The organism is Flavobacterium sp., assembly GCF_049240005.1.
Lineage (GTDB): Bacteria > Bacteroidota > Bacteroidia > Flavobacteriales > Flavobacteriaceae > Flavobacterium.
Genome location: NZ_JBMLTK010000069.1, coordinates 23,109 through 45,128, shown reverse-complemented (window position 1 = coordinate 45,128; position 22,020 = coordinate 23,109). Strand labels below are relative to the sequence as shown.

General features: G+C 39.5%; 16 protein-coding genes and 1 tRNA gene. 14 read left to right on the top strand and 3 right to left on the bottom strand.

What is annotated here, in order from left to right; translation table 11 throughout:
• The first annotated feature begins 19 nt into the window (after positions 1-19).
• Positions 20-316: a thioredoxin family protein gene (locus ACOVQQ_RS07315; RefSeq protein ID WP_094485557.1), complete on the top strand. Its 297-nt coding sequence runs from the start codon at positions 20-22 to the stop codon at positions 314-316.
• Here the strand turns inward: ACOVQQ_RS07315 and ACOVQQ_RS07310 are convergent.
• Entirely contained in the window at positions 301-936 is a 636-nt protein-coding gene (locus ACOVQQ_RS07310; RefSeq protein ID WP_421817619.1) for a polysaccharide deacetylase family protein, read from the bottom strand. The two genes, ACOVQQ_RS07315 and ACOVQQ_RS07310, sit on opposite strands and share 16 nt — an antisense overlap.
• Complete coding sequence (locus tag ACOVQQ_RS07305) at positions 936-4,142, bottom strand: DUF2723 domain-containing protein (protein ID WP_421817618.1); 3,207 nt, start codon at positions 4,140-4,142, stop codon at positions 936-938. Before ACOVQQ_RS07305 ends, ACOVQQ_RS07310 begins: the two co-directional genes overlap by 1 nt.
• 185 nt (positions 4,143-4,327) lie before the next feature.
• Here ACOVQQ_RS07305 and ACOVQQ_RS07300 point away from each other — a divergent pair.
• Positions 4,328-4,398, top strand: a tRNA-Gln gene (locus ACOVQQ_RS07300).
• A gap of 232 nt (positions 4,399-4,630) precedes the next feature.
• On the opposite strand, the gene ACOVQQ_RS07295 is transcribed toward ACOVQQ_RS07300, so the two are convergent.
• Positions 4,631-5,455 carry a universal stress protein gene (locus tag ACOVQQ_RS07295; RefSeq protein WP_421817617.1) on the bottom strand — a complete coding sequence of 275 codons (825 nt, stop codon included), beginning with the start codon at positions 5,453-5,455 and terminating at the stop codon, positions 4,631-4,633.
• 161 nt (positions 5,456-5,616) lie between these two features.
• Between ACOVQQ_RS07295 and rimP the strand changes: the two genes are divergently transcribed.
• From rimP to ACOVQQ_RS07235, 12 genes are all read left to right on the top strand, one after another.
• Entirely contained in the window at positions 5,617-6,081 is a 465-nt protein-coding gene (gene rimP, locus ACOVQQ_RS07290; protein ID WP_298148421.1) for a ribosome assembly cofactor RimP, read from the top strand.
• A gap of 18 nt (positions 6,082-6,099) precedes the next feature.
• Positions 6,100-7,344, top strand: coding sequence for a transcription termination factor NusA (gene nusA, locus ACOVQQ_RS07285; protein ID WP_094485552.1), 1,245 nt, complete (start codon positions 6,100-6,102; stop codon positions 7,342-7,344).
• 41 nt (positions 7,345-7,385) lie between these two features.
• Positions 7,386-10,166, top strand: a complete 2,781-nt coding sequence (infB, locus tag ACOVQQ_RS07280) for a translation initiation factor IF-2 (protein WP_421817616.1) — start codon at positions 7,386-7,388, stop codon at positions 10,164-10,166.
• A 65-nt stretch (positions 10,167-10,231) separates the two neighbouring features.
• On the top strand, positions 10,232-11,065 hold the full coding sequence (locus ACOVQQ_RS07275; RefSeq protein ID WP_421817615.1) for a zinc-dependent peptidase: 834 nt from the start codon (positions 10,232-10,234) through the stop codon (positions 11,063-11,065).
• Between the two features lie 342 nt (positions 11,066-11,407).
• Positions 11,408-11,773 (top strand): helix-turn-helix domain-containing protein, encoded by a 366-nt coding sequence (locus ACOVQQ_RS07270; RefSeq protein ID WP_421817614.1) that lies wholly within the window; start codon positions 11,408-11,410, stop codon positions 11,771-11,773.
• Between the two features lie 2 nt (positions 11,774-11,775).
• Positions 11,776-14,475 (top strand): DEAD/DEAH box helicase family protein, encoded by a 2,700-nt coding sequence (locus ACOVQQ_RS07265; protein ID WP_421817613.1) that lies wholly within the window; start codon positions 11,776-11,778, stop codon positions 14,473-14,475.
• Between the two features lie 4 nt (positions 14,476-14,479).
• Positions 14,480-15,316 carry a DNA damage-inducible protein D gene (dinD, locus tag ACOVQQ_RS07260; protein ID WP_421817612.1) on the top strand — a complete coding sequence of 279 codons (837 nt, stop codon included), beginning with the start codon at positions 14,480-14,482 and terminating at the stop codon, positions 15,314-15,316.
• Positions 15,317-15,319: 3 nt separating this feature from the next.
• Complete coding sequence (locus tag ACOVQQ_RS07255) at positions 15,320-17,257, top strand: site-specific DNA-methyltransferase (RefSeq protein ID WP_421817611.1); 1,938 nt, start codon at positions 15,320-15,322, stop codon at positions 17,255-17,257.
• Positions 17,258-17,269: 12 nt separating this feature from the next.
• Entirely contained in the window at positions 17,270-18,433 is a 1,164-nt protein-coding gene (gene tcmP, locus ACOVQQ_RS07250; RefSeq protein WP_421817610.1) for a three-Cys-motif partner protein TcmP, read from the top strand.
• Positions 18,434-19,177, top strand: coding sequence for a DUF5131 family protein (locus ACOVQQ_RS07245; RefSeq protein WP_421817609.1), 744 nt, complete (start codon positions 18,434-18,436; stop codon positions 19,175-19,177).
• A 203-nt stretch (positions 19,178-19,380) separates the two neighbouring features.
• Positions 19,381-20,160 (top strand): hypothetical protein, encoded by a 780-nt coding sequence (locus ACOVQQ_RS07240; protein WP_421817608.1) that lies wholly within the window; start codon positions 19,381-19,383, stop codon positions 20,158-20,160.
• Between the two features lie 566 nt (positions 20,161-20,726).
• Positions 20,727-21,818 carry a hypothetical protein gene (locus ACOVQQ_RS07235; protein WP_421817607.1) on the top strand — a complete coding sequence of 364 codons (1,092 nt, stop codon included), beginning with the start codon at positions 20,727-20,729 and terminating at the stop codon, positions 21,816-21,818.
• Positions 21,819-22,020: the final 202 nt, after the last annotated feature.

The following is a 22,020-nucleotide window of genomic DNA, read 5'->3' as shown; positions in this document are numbered from 1 at the left end:
AGTTTAATTTTTTGCAGTAATGTCAAAATTTGGAGAACTGATTAGCGCGCCGATTCCGGTCTTAATCGATTTTTATACCGAGTGGAACGAACAGTCTACTTCTATGCACCCTGTGATCAGAGATGTGGCTGCTGCATTGGGCGATAAAGCCAAAGTCATCAAAATCGATGTCGATAAAAATCAAGAATTAGCCGAAGCCCTTCGCATCAAAAACGTTCCTACGTTAATGATTTACAAAAGCGGGCAAATGGTTTGGAGACAATCGGGCGAACTCGATGCAAACAGCATTATTGCCATCGTTCAAGAACAAGTCTGAGTTAACGCTACAGCTTTAAAACCTCTATGCTGAAGAAATTCTAAAGTTCTCGGCAACGCATACCGCAAGTTTTTTTCTGCTTTTAAACTGTCGTGAAAAATCACGATACTGCCGTCTTCAATATTGTTTAGCACGTTTTCTAAACAGTTCTCTGGACTAATTTGCGTGTCGAAATCGGCCGAAAGTACGTCCCACATAATAATTCGCGTTCCGAATTTTTCCAATTGTTTGCGTTGCGAACGCCGAATTTTCCCGTAAGGCGGTCGAAATAAAGTAGTTTTCGTGTCCAATTGCTTCTGGCAATCTTCAAATTCCTGAATATATAGACTTGAATCGGTTTTCCAGCCGTTGGCGTGTGTTTGCGTATGGTTGCCAATGCTGTGGCCCTGTGCTCGAATCTTGTCGTAAACGGCTCTGTGGCGATTTACATTTTCGCCTATGCAGAAGAACGTGGCTTTTGCCTGAAATTTTTCGAGCTGTTCCAGAACCCAATCGGTTACGCCCGGTATCGGTCCGTCGTCGAAAGTCAGGTACACCAATCGTTCGCCCGCCGGCATTTTCCAGACAAAGTGCGGAAAAAGCCAGCGTACAAACCGACTCGTTTTAACCCAGTACCACATTACTCATTGTCGCGCTGAAAACGACCAAATTTTCCGTTCCAGCTGTTAAATGTAGTCTTCGACTTTTCGTAATAGGCAGCTTCGTCGTATTTCTTAACCAACTGCAATACACTTCTGTACCGCTCGATGGCAGCTACCACTTCGTAGTATAAATCCATTTGTTCGGAAGCGGTAAGCGATTGGAAATACTGTAATTGATCTTGATACTTCGCCGCAAGTTGTTCGTATAATTTTCGTCCTTCAGCGCGCTTGCCCAGTTTATAGTAGGCTTCCACGTAAGTGTCGAGCAACGAATAATAGCCAAAATACTCAAAAGGCATATTTTTCATAGCAATTTCAACCACTTCGGCAGCTTGAGCATTTTTACCTTCTTCGATTAAAGCAAAAATCAAACGCGATAAATTAGTTCGGTACGTCAGCGAGTTTTTGCGCGTTTCCGGATCGTGGTAAATATCCGGACTTCCGCTATTGCCCCATTCCCAATTCTTGACAATCTTGTACATCTTGTCGGCATCAATTTTCCCCATATCCAACACGCTCGCGTCTTTTGCAACAGGTGTTTTCACAGGAACTAACTTAAATACAATACCGTCGAGTTGCAGATAATCTTTCATCCACAAATAATCGTCGTCGCCAAAACTGCCTCCAGTAAAGTAAATCGGACGCTTCCACTGATTGTTTGCCACAATGTCGAGCATCATCACCCGATTTTTATACAGCGCCTGTCCTTTGATATCGAAATCGATGAAATCGACAATGCTGTCGCGATCTTTTTCCGAAACCACCTTATTGGCAATAACCGCGTTCTTATCGATGTTGAAACGTACTTTATTGGTGGGATAGAAGTGTAATTTCTGACCGTTTTTAAGCTCAATCAACGTGCGTTCGTCGTCGGTTGCTAAGAATTTGATAAAGTTTTGTAAAGCCCAACGCGCATCGGTTCGGTCGGTGAAGACAGAATAATCCAATTTGTCACCCACGTATTGTTTGTGGGTAAAGCTAATAGGCAAAGGTTCCGATTCGTACGCTTTGGCTTTCATTTGATCGATGTACCAATCCATATGCAACAAACTGGTGTTTACAATACGAACATCGGTTCTAAATCCTTCCACTTCTTGTGCATACCACAGCGGGAACGTATCATTATCCCCAATGGTAAATAAAATGGCGTTTGGTTCGCAAGACGATAAATACGCTTTGGCCATCGCTACCGCAGTGTATTTGTTGCTGCGGTCGTGATCGTCCCAATTCTGACTCGCCATTAAAACCGGTGCACCCAAAAGTGTGGCAACAAAAACGGCAGGAACAGCAATTTTAGAAGATACCGCTTTGCGTGCGTAATCAATAAGTCCGTACACGCCGTAGCAAATCCATAATGCAAAAACGTAGAACGATCCTACAAGTGCGTAATCGCGTTCACGTGGTTCAAACGGACGCTCATTCAAGTATATCTTCAAAGCCAATCCCGTGAACAAAAACAAAATGAGCAACACATAAAAGCTTTTCACGTCGCGATTCGCATGGTAAATCATGCCCAGAATCGCCAAAATAAACGGAATGAAATAATAAGTGTTTCGTCCTTTGTTGTTTTTAGCATCTTGCGTAAGCGAATCCTGATTGCCCAATCGATACGAATCTACTGCATTGATACCGCTGATCCAGTTTCCATCTTGCGTGTCGTAATTGCCTTGAATGTCGTTTTGACGTCCGGTGAAATTCCACATCAAATAACGCCAGTACATATATCCAAATTGGTATTCAAACATAAAACCAATATTGTCGCCAAACGAAGGGCGTTCCACGATTAGATAATCGCTGTACGCTTTTAAAAACTCGGCATAGCCTTCCATATCCACCTGACCTTGAGAGTAGGCTTGTCTGAATTCAGAAATAATCTGAACCAATTCAGCTTCTTCGGAATATTCCGGATTAATTCGGAACTCAAGCGGATGCGTAAACGTCATGTAATTCTTTGCGTGCTCGGTGCTCCACATACGTGGCAAGATCGACTTGTGCGCAGACGAACTGTTTTGCTCCGCGTTTTTATAATTGTTGGTAATGATGTACTTACCTGTCGTGTAATCGCGTTCGTAATTTGGTGCTTTATCTTTGTAAGGCTCTTCTTCATCCAAGCCGGCATACATATCCGAAAATTGTGGTCCGTAGAAAAGCGGATTAATACCGTATTGTTCGCGGTTGTAATACGCCAAAAGTTCGCGCGCATCCGAAGGCTTATTTTCGTTAATCACCGTGTTTGCATTCGCACGAATCGGAAGCATCATCCAGGTCGAGAAACCAATCAATATAAAAAGTACACTTAAAATAAGTGTGTTCCACTTCGGTAAATCTTTTTGTTTGGTATAACGCAAACCGAAATAGAATAAACCAATTAAAACTACGGCTACGAAAATGGTACCCGAATTAAAAGGTAATCCGAGGCTGTTTACCATAAATACTTCAGTGTTTCCAAACAAAGCCATCGTCCACGGAAGCAACAACTTGAAAATAAATAACAAAACCGAAACCACCACAATATTTGCGATGATGAAGTTTTTTGTAGTTACTGCCGGATATTTTTTAAAGAAATATAAAAATCCGATTGAAGGAATGGTAAGCAAAGCCATAAAGTGGATTCCGAACGACAATCCAATGACGAGCGCTATAAGCAACAGCCATTTGTTTCCGCGCGCTTTATCTAAGTCTTGCTCCCAGCGCAATCCCAACCAAAACAGCAATGCAATTAATAGCGTTGCCATAGCGTAAACCTCAGCTTCAACGGCATTATACCAAAAACTGTCGGAAAAAGTAAAAGCCATCACGCCAACAAACGAAGCGGCTAAAATCGCCCAACCATCTATGCTACCAGCAGTTTTATCGGCAATTGCCACGAGTTTTCGAAGCAAAATAGTTGCCGTCCAAAACATGAATAACACGGTAAAAGCACTCGAAAACACCGACATCATGTTAATCATCAATGCCACGGTCTGATTATCTGGAGCGAACATCGAGAAAAAAGCACCCATCATTTGGTATAAAGGCGCACCAGGCGGGTGTCCAACCTCTAACTTTGCCGAGGTTGCAATGTATTCGCCGCAATCCCAAAAGCTCATCGTAGGCTCAACAGTTAGCGAATAAACGAGCAAGGCGATGGTAAAAGATAGCCAGCCTCCAATTGTATTCCATTTTTTAAATTGCTGTTCGCTCATAAAAACACGTGATTTTTGCGCTACAAAGAAACGATTTCTTGCCGCATTACAACAACTTACACACATTTTCTAAGCCGTATTAAGTAAGTTTTAACGCAAAAAATTTATCCTTTTTGAAATAAATATTTTGAAACATTTGGAAGTATTGAGATTTGTTATAAATTTGCACTCGCATTAAGCAAAACTGGCCTATGGTGTAATGGTAACACTACGGTTTTTGGTGCCGTCTTTCTAGGTTCGAGTCCTAGTGGGCCAACGAAAAGTCCTCTCATTTTTTGAGAGGATTTTTTTTTGGGTGTTTCGCCGCCCCGTCCTAAACCCAATCGCGTCGCCACGCTTTCCGCTGCAACTCCTCGCTGCTTCATATCTTCAGCAGCTGCGGGGTTTTCGCTGCAATCGTTAACACGGGCAATCGTTACCAAAGAAACGTTTCTTCAAAAAAAAAGACCAAACGAAGCGTCTGGTCTTTTAAATGCGGTATTAAAAAGTTAGATCTTAAATGTCACCACCGGTCGAACCGCATGGTTTACCAAATCTTCAGAGATACTTCCGTTAAAGAAATGCGCAAAACCTGTGCGTCCGTGCGTGCTCACACCAATAACATCAGCATCAATTTTATTCGCAAAATTCAAAATGCCTTTTTCCACGTTGGTGTCGTTGTAAATATGCAACTGATGTTTTGGAAGCGAAAATTCTTTGATGAAATTTTTCATGATATCTTCAGCTACATGCGTTGGTTTGAAGCTGTTCGGCGTATTAATCATTACCAAATGCAATTCCGCATCAAAAATACCAGCAAGTTCAATCAGCTTTTGGAAAGGCTTGCGGATCTCAGACGAAAAATCCGATGCAAAAACAAATTTATTTGCCGTAAAGGTGTCAACACGATTCTTAATCACCAAAACAGGCACGTCAGAGGTGCGAACAATTTTTTCGGTGTTCGATCCAATCAGTAGTTCTTGGAAACCAGAAGCTCCATGTGATCCCATAACAATTAAATCAACAGCGTGTTCTTTGCTGTAAGAAACAATGCCTTCAAAGGCTTTTTCAATGCGTGTTGCCGTAGTTACTTTAATGCCTTCAAGCAACGCTTCGTCTTTTAAATCTTCCAAACGGTCGTCGGTTTTCTTCAGAAATAACATGACTTCCGGAATGTTAACGCCGCTGTTTACGGCATCGTTCATATGAGTAGGTAAATCGAGCAAGTTTAAAATGAAAAGCTCAGAGCCGGTTTTGCGACAAAGCTGCGCAGCAACTTCCAAAGCATAATGAGCATGGTCAGAAAAATCCGTAGGGACAAGTATTCGTTTCATAAAGAATGAAAATTTATTGATTATTGGTTTTCACAATAAAGTTACGAAATTATTGCGCGTAAACGGATGTTTTTGATTTTTAAAAATTTACCGTATCTTTGCACCGTTATTTACGAAAACGGGATAATGAGGGAAGCGCAGCTTCCCTCTTTTATTACAATATGGATTTTAAAAAAACAGTTCAGGATTTATTAGACCAAGCGCTCGCCGAACGGGCCGACTTGTTTCTAATTGATTTGAAAATTAGTGATTTAAATAAAGTTGAGATAACAATTGATGGCGATAAGGGTGTAACTTTGCAGGATTGCATCGACATTAGTAGAGCTGTTGAGCACAATCTCGACCGCGAAGCCGTAGATTTTGCCATCGATGTAGCGTCGGCCGGTGTAGGTTCTCCACTAAAAAACGTTCGCCAATACAAGAAAAATGTAGGAAGAACGCTCAAAGTGAAAACCGAAACCAAAGAAATCGAAGCAACTTTGGCAGAAGCAAACGATGAAAACATAAAACTTTCTTGGTCCGCTCGCGAGCCAAAAAAGATAGGTAAAGGAAAAGAAACTGTTCAACATGAACTGATCTTACCTTACGCCGAGATCAAACAAGCAATAGTGACCATAACATTTTAACAATATAGAATTTTTAGTATGGAGAATTTAGCATTAATCGAGTCGTTTTCGGAATTTAAAGACGATAAACTGATTGATCGCGTAACCCTGATGGCAATACTCGAAGATGTATTTAGAAATGCACTCAAAAAGAAATTCGGCTCCGACGAGAATTTCGATATCATCATCAATCCTGATAAGGGAGATATGGAAATTTGGCGCCGACGCGTAATCGTTGCCGACGACGATCTCGATCTTGAAAACGAAGAAATTACCCTTACTGAAGCGCGTAAAATTGAGCCCGATTTCGAAATCGGTGAAGAAGTTTCGGAAGAAGTGAAGTTAATCGATCTCGGAAGACGAGCTATTCTCGCTTTACGCCAAAACCTGATTTCAAAAATTCACGAACACGACAACACCAATCTTTACAAGCAATTTAAAGACCTTGTCGGTGAAATCTATACAGCCGAAGTACACCACGTTCGTCCGCGCGTAGTTATCTTAGTTGACGACGACGGAAACGAAATCGTACTTCCAAAAGAAAAACAAATTCCAAACGATTTCTTCCGCAAAGGAGATAATGTGCGTGGAATCATCGAAAGCGTCGAGCTGAAAGGCAACAAACCGCAAATCATCATGTCGCGCACTTCGGAAAAATTCTTAGAGAAATTATTCGAACAAGAAATTCCAGAGGTTTTCGACGGTTTAATTATGGTTAAAAATGTAGTACGAATTCCAGGCGAAAAAGCAAAAGTAGCTGTGGATTCTTACGACGATCGTATCGATCCGGTAGGCGCTTGCGTAGGTATGAAAGGTTCTCGAATTCACGGTATCGTTCGCGAATTAGGAAACGAAAACATCGACGTAATCAACTATACAACCAATACGCAGTTGTACATTACTCGTGCCCTTTCGCCTGCAAAAGTTTCGTCGATTAAAATTGATGAAAACAGCAAACGTGCCGAGGTTTTCTTGAAGTTAGACGAAGTATCGAAGGCAATCGGACGCGGCGGGCACAACATTAAACTAGCAGGATTACTTACAGGTTACGAACTTGATGTAATTCGCGAAGGCGTTGCTGCCGACGAGGAAGACGACGTAGAATTGACAGAGTTTTCGGATGAAATCGATGGCTGGATCATCGACGAATTCGCAAAAATTGGTCTTGATACGGCAAGAAGCGTACTTAAACACGACATTAACGACTTGGTTCGCAGAACGGATCTTGAAGAAGAAACAATCCGCGAAGTATTTAAAATTCTGAGAGAAGAATTTAGCAACTAACAACTACAACAACAACACAACGGACACCTTTAAATAAATTTATGTCTGAGGAAAGAGTAATAAGAATAAATAAAGTTTTACGCGAATTCAATATCTCGCTAGATAGAGCTGTTGAATTCTTGAAAGAAAAGGGAATTGCCATCGATGCAAATCCGAATGCCAAGATTTCGAATACTGAATTCGAGATTTTGCACAAACAGTTTGCCGGTGATTTAGCCAATAAGGAAGCCTCAAAAGAAGTAAGCGAAGAAAAACGCAAGGAGAAAGAACTCCTTCGTTTGGAACGCGAACGCGAAATTGAGGAAAAGCGCAAAGCTGATGAGGCAAAACTGCGTCAGCAGCAAGAGGTTATTAAGGCAAAAGCCAATGCACCAACCATTAAACAAGTTGGTACCATCGACTTAAATCCGAAAAAACCGGAACCTAAACCTGCCGCTGCACCTGCACCTGCGCCAGCAGCACCGGTTGCAGCTGCGCCAAAACCTGTGGAAACCCCTAAGGTTGAGGCACCACAACCCGTTAAGGAAGAACCAAAAGTTGAAGCGCCTAAACCTGTTGCAGCTGAACCAGTTGCGGCAGCGCCAGAAGCAGTAACGCCTGCTCCAGAAACGCCTGCGGCTCCGGCAGAAGAGACCTTTCAAACGCAATATGTGCAACTTAGCGGTACTACTTTCACCGGAAAAACAATCGATCTTTCTCAGTTCAATAAACCGAAAAAGAAAAAAGAAGATACCAAACCAGATGCGTCGAACGATCCGAACAAAGGAAAACGCAAACGCATAACGCCAGCTCCAGGCGCCAAGCCCGGAATGGGAAGTGGGCAACGCATCGTTCCGAATAGCGCACAAAATAAACCGGGTCAACGTCCTGGTTTTGTAAAAGGACAACGTCCGGCCATCACACCAAAAGTTGAGCCTACCGAAGAAGAAGTTAAAAACCAGATTCGCGAAACGCTAGAAAAACTGCAAGGAAAAGGAAACAAATCCAAAGCAGCGAAGTATAGAAGAGATAAGCGCGATAGCCACCGACAAAAATCAGACGATGAGCAAAGAGCTATCGAAGAAGGTAGCAAGATTTTAAAAGTTACCGAGTTCGTTACCGTAGGTGAGATTGCTACCATGATGGACGTGCCGATCACCAAAGTAATCGGTACTTGTATGTCGCTCGGAATCATGGTTACCATGAACCAACGTCTGGATGCCGAAACGCTAACCATCGTTGCCGATGAGTTTGGCTTTGAAGTACAATTCATCACTACCGACATCGAAGAAACACTAGAAGTTGTTGAAGATCGTCCGGAAGATTTAGTAACTCGTGCGCCGATTGTAACCGTTATGGGTCACGTTGACCACGGTAAAACATCCTTGCTCGATTACATTCGTAAAGAGAACGTTATTGCCGGTGAATCGGGTGGAATTACCCAGCACATTGGTGCTTACGGCGTGACACTCGAAAACGGTCAGAAAATCGCATTCCTAGATACACCGGGTCACGAAGCGTTTACCGCGATGCGTGCACGTGGAGCGCAGGTTACCGATATCGCTATTATTGTGGTTGCTGCCGACGACGACATCATGCCACAAACCAAAGAAGCGATTTCGCACGCACAAGCCGCTGGTGTACCAATTATCTTCGCCATCAACAAAATCGATAAGCCAAACGCAAATCCAGAGAAAATTAAGGAGCGTTTAGCCGGAATGAATTTATTGGTTGAAGATTGGGGTGGAAAAATCCAATCGCAAGACATATCTGCAAAAGTGGGAACTGGTGTTCACGAACTTTTAGAGAAAGTACTGCTTGAGGCTGAAATCTTAGAATTAAAAGCCAACCCAGCTAGAACCGCACAAGGAACTGTTGTGGAAGCGTTCTTAGATAAAGGAAAAGGTTACGTGTCAACCATACTGGTACAAACCGGAACACTTCGCGTAGGCGATTATATCCTCGCAGGTAAACACCACGGTAAAGTAAAAGCAATGCACGACGAACGCGGACACGTAGTTACCGTTGCAGGACCATCGACACCAGTATCTATTCTCGGACTCGACGGTGCGCCAACCGCAGGCGATAAATTTGCTGTATTTGAAGACGAACGCGAAGCAAAAGCAATCGCTGCAAAACGTACACAATTGATGCGCGAGCAGTCGGTGCGTACTCAGCGTCACATTACCCTTGCCGAAATCGGAAGACGTATTGCTTTAGGTCAGTTTAAAGAATTGAACATTATCCTTAAAGGTGACGTGGACGGTTCTGTGGAAGCACTTTCCGATTCGTTCTCGAAATTATCGACGGAAGAAATTCAAATCAATATCATTCACAAAGGAGTAGGTGCCATCACCGAATCGGATGTGATGTTGGCTTCTGCATCGGATGCCATTATCATCGGATTTAACGTACGTCCGGCAGGTGCTGCACGTGCTTTAGCAGATAAGGAAGAAATCGATATCCGTAACTACTCAATCATTTACGACGCAATCGATGATTTACGCGACGCGATGGAAGGTATGTTGTCGCCGGAAATGAAAGAGGAAATTACTGGTACTGCAGAAATCCGCGAATTGTTCAAGATTTCAAAAGTCGGAACGATTGCTGGATGTATGGTTATCGATGGAAAAATTTTCCGAAACAACAAAGTGCGTATTATTCGCGACGGCGTGGTAGTTCATACCGGAGATTTAATTGCCCTTAAACGTTTCAAAGACGACGTGAAAGAGGTAAGTAAAGGTTACGATTGCGGTATTCAAATCAAAGGATTTAACGATATCGAACAAAACGATATTATCGAATCCTTCCAAGAAGTTGCCGTACGTAAGAAGTTGAAGTAATCAAACGTATATTTTGATATATTAGCTGCCTTAGGGCAGCTTTTTTTATGCCAGAAACGAAGCAGTTGGAAAAAAACGAAGCAGTTGGGGAATATTTTATCATGGGAATTGTCGTTATTCTCGGCATATGGATTCTATTCCTGTTTTATAACTTCGTTAGAGAAGTTTACGATTCGCTCCACAGTTATTTTTTCGATCGCATTCCGGTATCGCGGTTTGCGTTGCGTTTGCGGAAACTCTCTTTAGCCGACAGCGCAGTATTGCAAAATACGATTCCGTTTTATAACCAACTTACCCAACGGCAGCAATTGTTTTTTAATCATCGGGTAGTTATCTTTTTAGAGCAGTACCGCATTCACGGCCGCGATATCAGCATTACCAAAGAAATGGCGTTAACGATTTCGGGGACTTATGTGATGCTAACATTTGGGTTTCGCGACTTTTTGTCGAAATCCTTCGAACGTATTGTGGTTTATCCCAGCGTGTACCCATCATCGGTTTCCGACGATTATCACAAAGGCGAGTTTAACCCAGCCACGAAATCGGTGGTGTTTTCGTGGGAAGATTTTCGAGATGGTCATGAAATTGAAAACGACAATTTGAATTTGGGCATACACGAGTTTACCCACGTTTTGCATTTCGATTCGATGCGCTTTCAGCATGCTAACGCGCGTTTGTTTAGAAAACACTTCAACAACATTTTGGTTTTACTAACCCAAGACGACTACAAGCAAAAGATTGAAGAAGCAGCTTTGTTTCGCGATTATGCAAAAACCAACGAGTTTGAGTTTTTAGCGGTTTTGGTAGAACACTTTTTCGAATCGCCTGAACAGTTGAAAACACAGCTGCCCGAATTGTATTTTTCGGTGGCGCGTTTGTTGAACTGCGAAAGAAGCTAGAGAATTGCATTTGCAGGGTAACTCTTCACCGATATCAAAAGGCAGAATAGTTTTTATTTGGGCGGCATTTTGCGCTTTACGTTGCAATCCGCGCTAGCAACTGCGGTTTCGGCACTATTTGGTTGCAGCTTCCGTTGGTCGCTGCAACCAAATAGCCTACACACGCAGCCGCCACGCCCGTATTTCCACTGCAATCGCGGCCGCGGGGAATGTGCAACAACAATAGTGCGAATTTTAAACCAAAATTGCCCCTCCTATTTTAGAATTCAATTTTTAATAAAAAAAGTCTTTGTAAGGTTAATTTTTTATATTTGACATAGTTGTCAAGAAACCATTTTCAAGATGCAAAGAGATAATTTAGGAGAGTTTATTCGACAGTTGCGTGAACAGGCTGAAATGCCTTTGCGGAAACTTGCAGCGCTGCTTGATATAGACCAAAGCACACTGAGTAAATTAGAGCGGGGAGAACGCCCGGTAAACAGACAAATATTGCCCATGATTGCTAAAACTTTTGAGTTAGACGAGAAAGAACTTGTAGTGACGTTTATGAGTAAGCAGGTGGCATATCAGTTGGCAGACGAAAAGTACGCTAAAGACATTTTAATTGCAGCAGAAGAGGAGCTGAGCTATTCGAAAGCGCAGACACAAATTGAAAGCGAGAAAACAGAAAAGCACAGCAAAAATAAAATAAAGAAGAATCGTAAATAGTAATGGAGATACAATTAGAAAGCTTACTATACCAAGATATCGCTGTTTCATCAGTCGTGAAGGTGTTTGATGGAACGGAAAAAAATACTTTCGATAATGCCTGTATCGACGGAATTCGAGCCAATGTTTGTAAACTAACCGCCGAGCAAATAAGAGAAAACATCAGTAGTGTCTGTAAGGAAAATGGCATTGACGAGCTTATAGCTAAGCTTTCTACTGAAAATGATATTTGCATTGAAATGGAAACAGGAACGGGAAAAACGCTCGTGTATATTAAAACCATTTATGAGCTGTATAAGCATTACGGGTTTACCAAATTTATAATTTTAGTTCCTTCAGTAGCTATTCGCCAGGGTGTTTTAAATGCGCTTCGTATATTCGAAAAGCAGCTCGAAAATAGCTATGGTTTTACGCCTAAAGCATTCGAATATGATAGTAAGCGACTCAATAAAGTAACCAACTTTATAGAGGAACAGCACCCGCAAATAATGGTAATGACACTTGCGTCGTTTAACTCTGAAGAAAAAATTCTTAATCAGGCGCAAAGAGAAGATTTATTTGCCAACATACCTTTCATAAATGCAATCGGGAAAACAAAACCGATTATCATTATGGATGAGCCACAAGAAGGTATGGACACCGAAAACTCTATTAGGCAAATCGCTAAACTCAAGCCGTTGTTTAAGCTTCGTTATTCGGCTACTCATAAAGTGTTTAAAAATTTACTGTACCGCTTAACGCCCTACGACAGTTATAAAGAGGGGCTAGTAAAGAAAATTGAAGTACTTACAGTGACAGAAAAAAATGATGAAGCCACAATTAAAATTGAACTTACAGAAATACAAAACGGAAAAGGTCTCCCGAAAGCCAAACTCAAAGTATGGAAACTAAAAAGTGGAAAATTTGTTTTTGAAGAAACAAATTGGCTCAAGGATGGCGACAATTTAGGAGAGAAAGCAAACAACCCAAGTTACTTAAATTACAATATTGACCGAATAAACAAAAGTTTAAACACGGGTAAATGGGAGGTCAAATTCTCAAATGGTGCCATCATACAAGAAAAACAAACAGCAGGAAACCTAAAAAATATTTGGGCTTTACAATTAGAATGGCTTATCCGCAGACATTTTCAAAAAGCGCAAAAGTTAAAAGAAAAGCACATCAAGTGTCTTTCGCTAATATTCATCGATAAAGTTGCTAACTACATAGGCGAAACCCCCATTATTAAAAACCTTTTTATTGAGAAGTATAAGCTAGTTTACGCTGAATATAATGAAGGCAAAATACCTACAGACGAACATATCAAACAAATACAAGGATACTACTTTGCTCAAAAAGCGAGTGGAGAGTTTGCTGACAATGAAGGCGGAATAAAGGAACAAACCAAAATCTACAAGCTAATTTTAGAAGGTAAAGAAGAACTTCTTTCGAGTACTAACTCAGTGCAGTTTATATTCTCGCACTCAGCATTGGGTGTAGGCTGGGACAATCCAAATGTTTTCAATATTGCGACATTAAACACAGCTTATTCCGAAATCCGTAAACGACAAGAGATTGGCAGAGGCTTGCGGATTTGTGTGAACCAACACGGACAAAGGGTTTACGATGCTTTGGATGTCGAAGATTCCGAACGCGTTAACCAATTAACAGTTATACCAAATGAGACCTACGAAACGTTCGTAACACAATATCAGCAAGAAATCAAAGAGGTTTACGGAACCACTAACGCAGGTGCAGGATTTACATACTCACATAAAGGTAAGCGGCAAAATGAAGTGCACTTTAAAAGAAACCAAAACGAAAGTATCAACACAGCATTTAAACGCTTTTGGAAATCGTTAGCAAAGAAAACGGACTACCTCGTTGCATTTAACGAAGATGAGCTGTTAAGAATAGCGATTCAGGAAATTAGTGAGCTAAAGATAAAAGATTATATAGCAGAGGTAAGCAGCCGTTCGATCAATCAAATTACCGAAGAAGGTATACAAGATGACTTTGAAGGAACGGAAGCTTATGCTTTAAAAGCCCAATTTACACCGCTCGATCTAGTCGAAGAAATTAGTGAAAACACTAAATTGTGCTACGCAAGCGCGTTTAAAATTGTAAACGCTATAACCAACCTAGATCAGTTCATAAAAAATCCGCCCCAATTTATTCATCAAGCAGCGGCCATTATCCGAAACATTGAATTAAACGAAATGCTCCGCGGTTTGAGCTATGAAGTAACGGGCGAAGAATTTCCATTTGAATTTAACGACTTTGTCAAGCAAGTAGATCAAAAAAGCGTTACGGAAACCCCAAACAAGGGACTTTACGACAAATTTATAAACGACAGCGATGTAGAGCATTTATTCGGCAGGGGAGCAGATATGGACCCCGAAGTGGTTTGTTTCTTGAAATTGCCAAATTGGTACAAAATAAAAACGCCCATTGGCGATTACGCGCCCGACTTTGGAATAGTAATGAAACGCAAAAGCTTAAAAACAAATGAGGATAGTGAATTTTATTTTGTAGTTGAAACGAAAGGCACCAACAACATCAACGATAAAAAGGCGCTTAAAGAGAGCGAAGTGTACAAAATAAAATGCGCTATGAAACATTTTGAAGCGCTTGGGATAGATGTACAATATAAAGCACCTGTCAAAGAGTACCTACATTTTAAAGAAAACGCCATAAACAAAATAACTCAAACGAACAACTAAACCGATGAAAACACAAGAAATAAAAGAACTGTTCGAGCAGTTTGAGGCAGTTGCCTCTGAATACGAAGGTGTTGAATGTTGGAGTGCAAGAGAAATGCAAGCACTACTCGGATACAGTAAATGGGAAAATTTCGAAAAAGTAATTGCCAAAGCAAAAGAAGCTTGCGCCAATGCAGGTGAACAGATAATGTATCATTTTCCTGACGTCAGGAAAACGATACCAATGCCCAAAGGTGCCCAAAAAGAAATTGATGACATGCTACTCACAAGGTATGCTTGTTACCTCATTGCCCAAAATGGCGATAGTCGGAAAGAGCAAATAGCTTTTGCCCAAAATTATTTCGCTGTACAAACAAGAAGAGCCGAGTTAGTAGAACAAAGGTTACTGGAAAACGAGCGTATTAAAGCACGTGAAAAATTAAGTCAAACCGAAAAACAACTCTCAGGAGTACTTTACGAAAGAGGGGTAGATAGCCAAGGATTTGCCCTGATCCGATCTAAAGGAGATCAAGCATTGTTTAAATTAAACACACTAGCACTAAAGAAAAAAATGGGCGTTCCCGGCAACAGACCCGTAGCCGATTTTCTCCCAACAATTAGTATAAAGGCAAAAGATTTAGCTGCTGAAATGACCAGCCTTAATGTTCAAAATAAAGATTTGAAAGGACAAAATCCGATAGAAAAAGAACATGTAGACAACAACTTAGCAGTGCGTAAAATGTTAACCGAAAGAAATATTGTGCCCGAAAATCTGCCACCCGCCGAAGATGTTAAGAAATTACAGCGAAAGCATTTAGCAGAAGAAAAAAAAGCTTTAAAGCCAACCAGTAAGAAAAAATAAGCCATGGAAGAACAATACAACCCGCTTGAAAACGTACAAACACACAATTGGAATAAAGAGCGCTTGGAGCAATTAAAAAAATTGATGCCCGACCTTTTTACCAACGAAGGGAAGTTGAACATCGATGAATTGAAAAAAGTAGTTGAGCCCGATAGCGTGAGCGAAACAGAACGCTACGAATTTCGATGGTTTGGCAAAAGTGCAGCCAAACGCCAAGCTTTTACCCCAAGTAATGCCACTCTGGTTTTTGATGAATCGAGAAGTAAAAACCCAACCGAAAGCGACAATCTGATTATTGAAGGAGAAAATTTAGAGGTATTGAAATTACTTAGTAACAGCTATCGCGAAAAAGTAAAATGCATCTACATTGACCCGCCTTATAATACGGGTAAAGATTTTGTGTACTCCGATAATTACACCCAAGACAAAAAAGCATATTGGGAAGAAGCTGGCGTAACCGAAGAAGGGATAAAAATTGACACAAATGCAGAAACTTCCGGTAGATACCACAGCAATTGGCTAAACATGATGTATAGCCGTTTGCTTATTGCTCGGCAGTTATTGAGAGAAGATGGTGTGATTTTTATTTCGATTGATGATAATGAGTTACACCATTTAAGAAAAATATGTGACGAGATTTTTGGTGCAGAGTGTTTTATTGCAGTTTTTCCTTGGAAGAAAAGAACTGCAAAAAGCGACGTACCATTTGGGATCTCTCAGGATTACGAATGGATTGTTGGATATGCAAAAGAAGTGTTTAATGCCGGTTTGGAAATACAAAGGAAATATTATAACAGCGATGATTTTCCAAATAGCAGATGGAGACTTTCTGATTTAACCAAACAGACATCCGCTAGTGAGAGACCAAATTCTGCTTTCAATATGGTAGATCCTAAGACAAAGAAATCATACCCTTTCAATCCTAGGAGAGTCTGGGCTGTTACTGAAGATACATTCCAAGAATATTATATAAAGGGCAAAATTGTGTTCCCCGACGATTATCCTTTTTTGAATATAAGTATACCAGCATTTCGCGTATTTGAATTTGAGGACAAAGCAAAAGCACTTCAAAAGTACGGCTCTGAAGATCCGATTAAAGCGGTTTCGACTTTTCTGCCTAAAGAAGTAGGTATGAATGAAGACGGTAATAAAGAGATATACGAGTTATTAGGAGGTAAAATTTTTAGTTTTCCAAAACCTACTGCACTAATAAAACATTTTATAAGTTTACTAAACAGTAAAGACGCTTTAGTAGTTGATTTTTTTGCTGGTTCTGGCACAACAGGGCATGCAATCTACGAGCTTAACCGTTTAGACGGCGGTACTAGAAAATTTATATTGGTGCAGATGCCAGAATTTACTGAAACATCAAGCGAAGCTTACAAAGAAGGCTACAAAAAAATCAGTGATATTACGATCGAGCGCAACAAACGCGTAGTTGAAAAGATAATTGCAGATAAGAAACAGCAACAGCCCGATCTTTTTACTTCTGAGCAAAAAGCCCCAACGTTTACGGGTTTAGGATTTAAAGTGTTCAAGTTGCAAAAGTCTAATTTTCCGAGAGTAGAGTTTGCACCTGATCCAGAGAAAACAGACGAAGAAAATATAGAGCTACTTAAAAAGTACATTAAAGACAAGGAGTCGCAGCTTGTTACGGCATTCAATAGAGAAGAATTGGTTACCGAAATTTTAATCAAAAACGGTTTTACACTCAACTACACATTAAACAAGCAAGAAGAATTCCAGAAAAACGAAGTTTTCTTTGCCACAGACGGAGAAAAAGAAACCCTAATTTGCTTAGATGTTTCCATAGATATGCAAACAGTAGAGCATTTTAAACAACACAACAAACAAAAGTTCATTTGCCTCGAACGTGCCCTCGACACCACCAAAAAATGGAACTTAAAACACTATTTAGGAGATAAGTTTAACGCTTTTTAATATTTAGACTTTATGGCTTCATCAGAAAACAAGTTTTTTGAAAAACAAACACTTTCGTCCCGCATTAAAGCAAGCATAGTTTCCGAGTACTTTCCAAGTTATTGTAAGATAATTATAAATAAACATACACCATTGTCGGTAAGATATATAGATCTGTTTGCAGGCCCCGGCTTTTACAACGATCAAAATCCATCGACTCCCATTCTTATCGCAAGACACTGTGAAAAAGATCCAGTATTAAAAAACATCGTTAAAATGATTTTTAATGATAATATTTATTTCGATGAGTTAAGAAGAAATTTTGAAAGTCAGTTTGCTGAGGCCACTTTTAGACACAAACCGCATTTCGGAAGCGGTACTGTTGGCGAGAATATAGCGATAACAAACTTCTTGAAAAAAAGTACGATGAATAAAAATAGAAAGAATGATGCTCCATCATTGCTTTTTATTGATCCGTTTGGTTATAAGGGTATCGAAACAAAAGTTTTAGCAGAGTTTTTAAAAAATTGGGGGAACGAGATATTTCTTTTTGTTAACACCAAGAGGATTCATCCTGCTTTAGAAAACGATAAGTTTGAAGGTTTAATGAACGATTTATTTCCTACTACATTTCAAAAAATAAAGTCAGACAGAAGATATACGGCTACAGTTTCCGAGCGTCTAAATTTAATTATTGAAGGATTAGGAAAGGAATATGAAAATATTTTAGGAGGCAAATTGTACTACACGGCATTCAAGTTTCAAGAAGAGGATAGTGATGCAACAAGCCATTACATTTTACACCTTACGAAGGGTGCAAGAGGCTATGACTTGATTAAAACGATATACAATGATTTCGCTAACGTTGGGACTGTTTTTGACGGAATTAACACATACACATTTGATGCAAAAACATATGGTAAAGAAGTCAATGAATTGTTTGATTTCAATTCTATTAATATCGAGAACCTGAAGGAAGAACTGTACAAGACTTACACTGGTGCAAGACTTACATCATTTGATCTTTTTGAGAGCCATCACGTAAAAAATACCTCAGCTCCTTTTAGCAGAAAACACTACACAGATGCACTTCGTAGGTTAGTTGAAGAGAACAAATTGTCAGCAGAGTTTACCGATGGTAGATCGCACAAGGTTTCAGTAATTATTTCAAAAGATTGTAAATTAAACTTTAATTAAATGGCTAATTCATCTATTGAATGGACTGAAATGACTTGGAATCCAACAACAGGCTGTACTAAAGTTTCGGCAGGTTGTAAATTTTGCTATGCAGAAATTATGACCCGTAGATTAAAAGCAATGGGGCAAGAAAAGTACAAACATGGATTCAAAATAGTAAAAGTACATCCAGAGACTCTTGCGATTCCCTATACTTGGAAGACAGCAAAAATTGTTTTTGTTAATTCGATGAGTGATTTGTTTCATAAAGACGTGCCGCTCGACTTTATTAAAGATGTCTTTCAGGTTATGAACGACAATCCGCAGCATGTTTTTCAGTTATTGACTAAGAGAGCAGAAAGACTTTTCGAGATACACAAAGAATTAAATTGGACTCATAATATTTGGATGGGTGTATCAGTTGAAGATGAAAATGTAACGGAACGAATTGACTTGCTGAGAAAAACAAATGCAAAAGTTAAGTTCTTATCGTTGGAGCCACTTATTGGCGCATTACCAAACCTAAATCTTACAAATATTGATTGGGTCATTGTCGGCGGAGAAAGTGGGCATAATCCGCGACCTATGAAGCTCGAATGGGTAGTTGATATTCAGCAGCAAAGTAAGAATGCTAATGTTGCTTTTTTCTTTAAGCAATGGGGAGGTAAGAATAAAAAAGCAGCCGGAAGGATTTTAAATGGTCGCACTTATGATGAAATGCCACAAGTAAAAAATATCGAATCTGCCCTATCCAATAATTCGTAAACTTAAATCGTCGAATTTTGATTTTCATTTAGAACAACAGACATATCTTTTTATCCCAATATCATTTTATTCTCAGGTCAATGCACTTGTAATTTAGTACCTGAAAAAACACTCTTAACATTTATGAAAATCGATAAATAATTTTTAATTTCAAGCCAGATTTTTAATCGAATTATTTAATATTAACTTAAAAAATTAAAATTATGGCATCACAATTCGACTTAACAAGCACGAACACCGCTAAAAATAAAAACTCGGTGAGTGAAACAGGACATGCAAAAAATGTGGCAAACTTTCAGGAACTAACAGCATTTGTAGTAGGCTTTGGGAACGCGTACAACCCCACAAAAAATGCACTGAAAGTACCCCAATTAAACGCCCTACTTGCCGAGGCGCAAAACAAACTAACCGATGTTGTAGCAAAAAACACGAGCTATAACAATGCAGTAAACGAGCGAGTATTAGAGTTCGGTTCTGTAAGAGAATTAGCAACCCGATTGGTTAACGCAATTCAAGCTACCGACGCTTCGGCAGAGAAAATACGCGACGCCAAAGGCTTCAATCGCAAATTACAAGGCAAACGCGCCACGCAAACCGCACCAACCACTACAAGCACCGATGCGCCTGCACCAAATAAAATCAGTGCTAGTCAACAATCGTTCGATCAGCGCATTCAACACTTCGCCGGTTTGGTATCGGTACTCGAGTCAGAACCAAGCTACGCTCCTAACGAGAACGATCTTAAAATAACAACGCTAAGCGCAAAACAAGCTAGTTTACAAGCAAAAAACACCGCAGTAGCAACTGCTTTTGCTAACGTTAGCAACTCACGCATAGCACGAAACAACACACTTTATAACGATACCGCTGGTTTAGTAACTACAGCACTTGAAGTTAAAAAGTACATTAAATCTGTTTTCGGCGCAGCAAGTCCCGAATTTGCTCAAGTAAAAGGCATTGAATTCAAAAAAGTAAAAAGCTAACATTTTTAAATACCAATCAATCACGCTTTAGAAAAGCACCACTACAAAGCAATAATAGGCAACTTCAATGCGTATTATTGCTTTTTCATTTAGTATATACACAACTGCACGTAGTTTTCGATCGTCGGCATTTAAAAAGTAAAAAGCTGTGTTTAGATTATTAACAACTGCGAAAAGAATATTTGTAACTCCTAAAAGAGTATTAGCAACTGCAACAAGTATATCGGCAACTGCTTTAAAGTATTGGCTAACTACAAAGGGATTCTTTCAATTGGAAGCTTGTTTTTTGGATTACTCGAAAAATAATTTACTTCCCACTCTCAGAGTGTTTTAAACTCTCGGTGAGTGGGAAGATTTATTTTTTAAAATCCTGTTTCTTTAAAATTTAATTGTTCTTAGTAACTCAGCAGACCCACTCTAAATTTCCTAAGAAATCTTCAATTAGCCTCAGTCTCGTTTGTCTAAATTGTGTTGGTCTTAACGGCATTCATTTTGTATTTTTTACGTTTTTTTAGAATTTTTTTGTTTCATTTAAGGGTGATTTTCAAAAAGTAGAACTTTATAGCATGAAAAAAATTCAAAAAGAAGATTTGTTTCTCTTTCAAGAGGCCGGCGATATTGTTGATTACCGTATAATACTTGAGAATTGTAACTCTTTTGTAGCGAAGTTCGATTCCTATTTTGCTATATCTAAATACTTATTGCAAGAAGATTTGTATTACGACGATTTTTATGGTAATAGACTAACTTCTAAAACAACTTCAGAAGAATTATTGATTGATACGTTAGATCTTTTAAATGATCATTTATTGGATGTTTATAAGTTTACCAACCAAATTAGTGCTATTGAAGAGTGTATGAGGTGTGTTAATGAGTACTTTATTGACTTAAGACCGCAAGATGTAGAACTTAAAAGGCTAGCTTATAGCTGTATTTCCCCTCATCTTTTTGTAAACTACTTAAATGGAGAATTTTATCACGATTTTATTAAAAAAGAAAATAGAAGTATCGACAAAGTCAAGCAAAATTTCAGTTATCGGGATATATTCTTCAATTCAAGTACTTCTTACCGTGTTTTGAAATATTATCATCTAGTTCTTGACTCAAAAGATATGATTCTAGATAAGGTACTTCAAAATGAGGTTAAAATAGTTGCTGGTAAACGAAAGCTCATTGAAAAGGCTCTAGTACTCCAAAACAAATTAAAAGGTAAGTTATCTAAAAAGTATGCGAAGGATATCGAGTTACGAGAAAATTACACATGTAGATTTTTTGTTGAGCTTTACTTAAATCAACACCTTAACTTGCTATATGAAAAAACTAAGCAAATTCATCTTTGTAAATTTGCTTTAGATACGATAGAAAGTGTTTTTCCGGGAATTGAGGATATTTGTGAAGATGATATTGAAAAAGGTCAGTACAGGAAATATATATTTCCAGACAGTTTTCTAAAGATAGTCAAGTCGGAGTTCATTTCCGAAATTGGCGGTAGAAACATCAATAACGTGCCATTTACTAGATTGAAACTTCTCGAGCAGAAAGCGTATTACGAAAAGTATATTAATTCACTTCTTAAGATGATAATTGACGGCTCAAATTTTGGAGGTGAGAAGGCAATTATAAAAAACTCAACGTATCGAAACGGCAGAGTGAGCTAAAGCAGTAATTCTAGAGATTAATCTTATTGAAGTTTTTTAAAATCCCAATCGTTTCTTTGTCTTTTTCGCGATGCGTTATCGTTCGAAAGCAACCCGGACACTTGTAGTGATCGTGTGAAGCTTTTGTTCGCAAATACTTGCATCCGTGGGCTTCTAGAAATGCTACCCAATCTTTTGTTTTTACAGGTCTGTTATTTCCCAT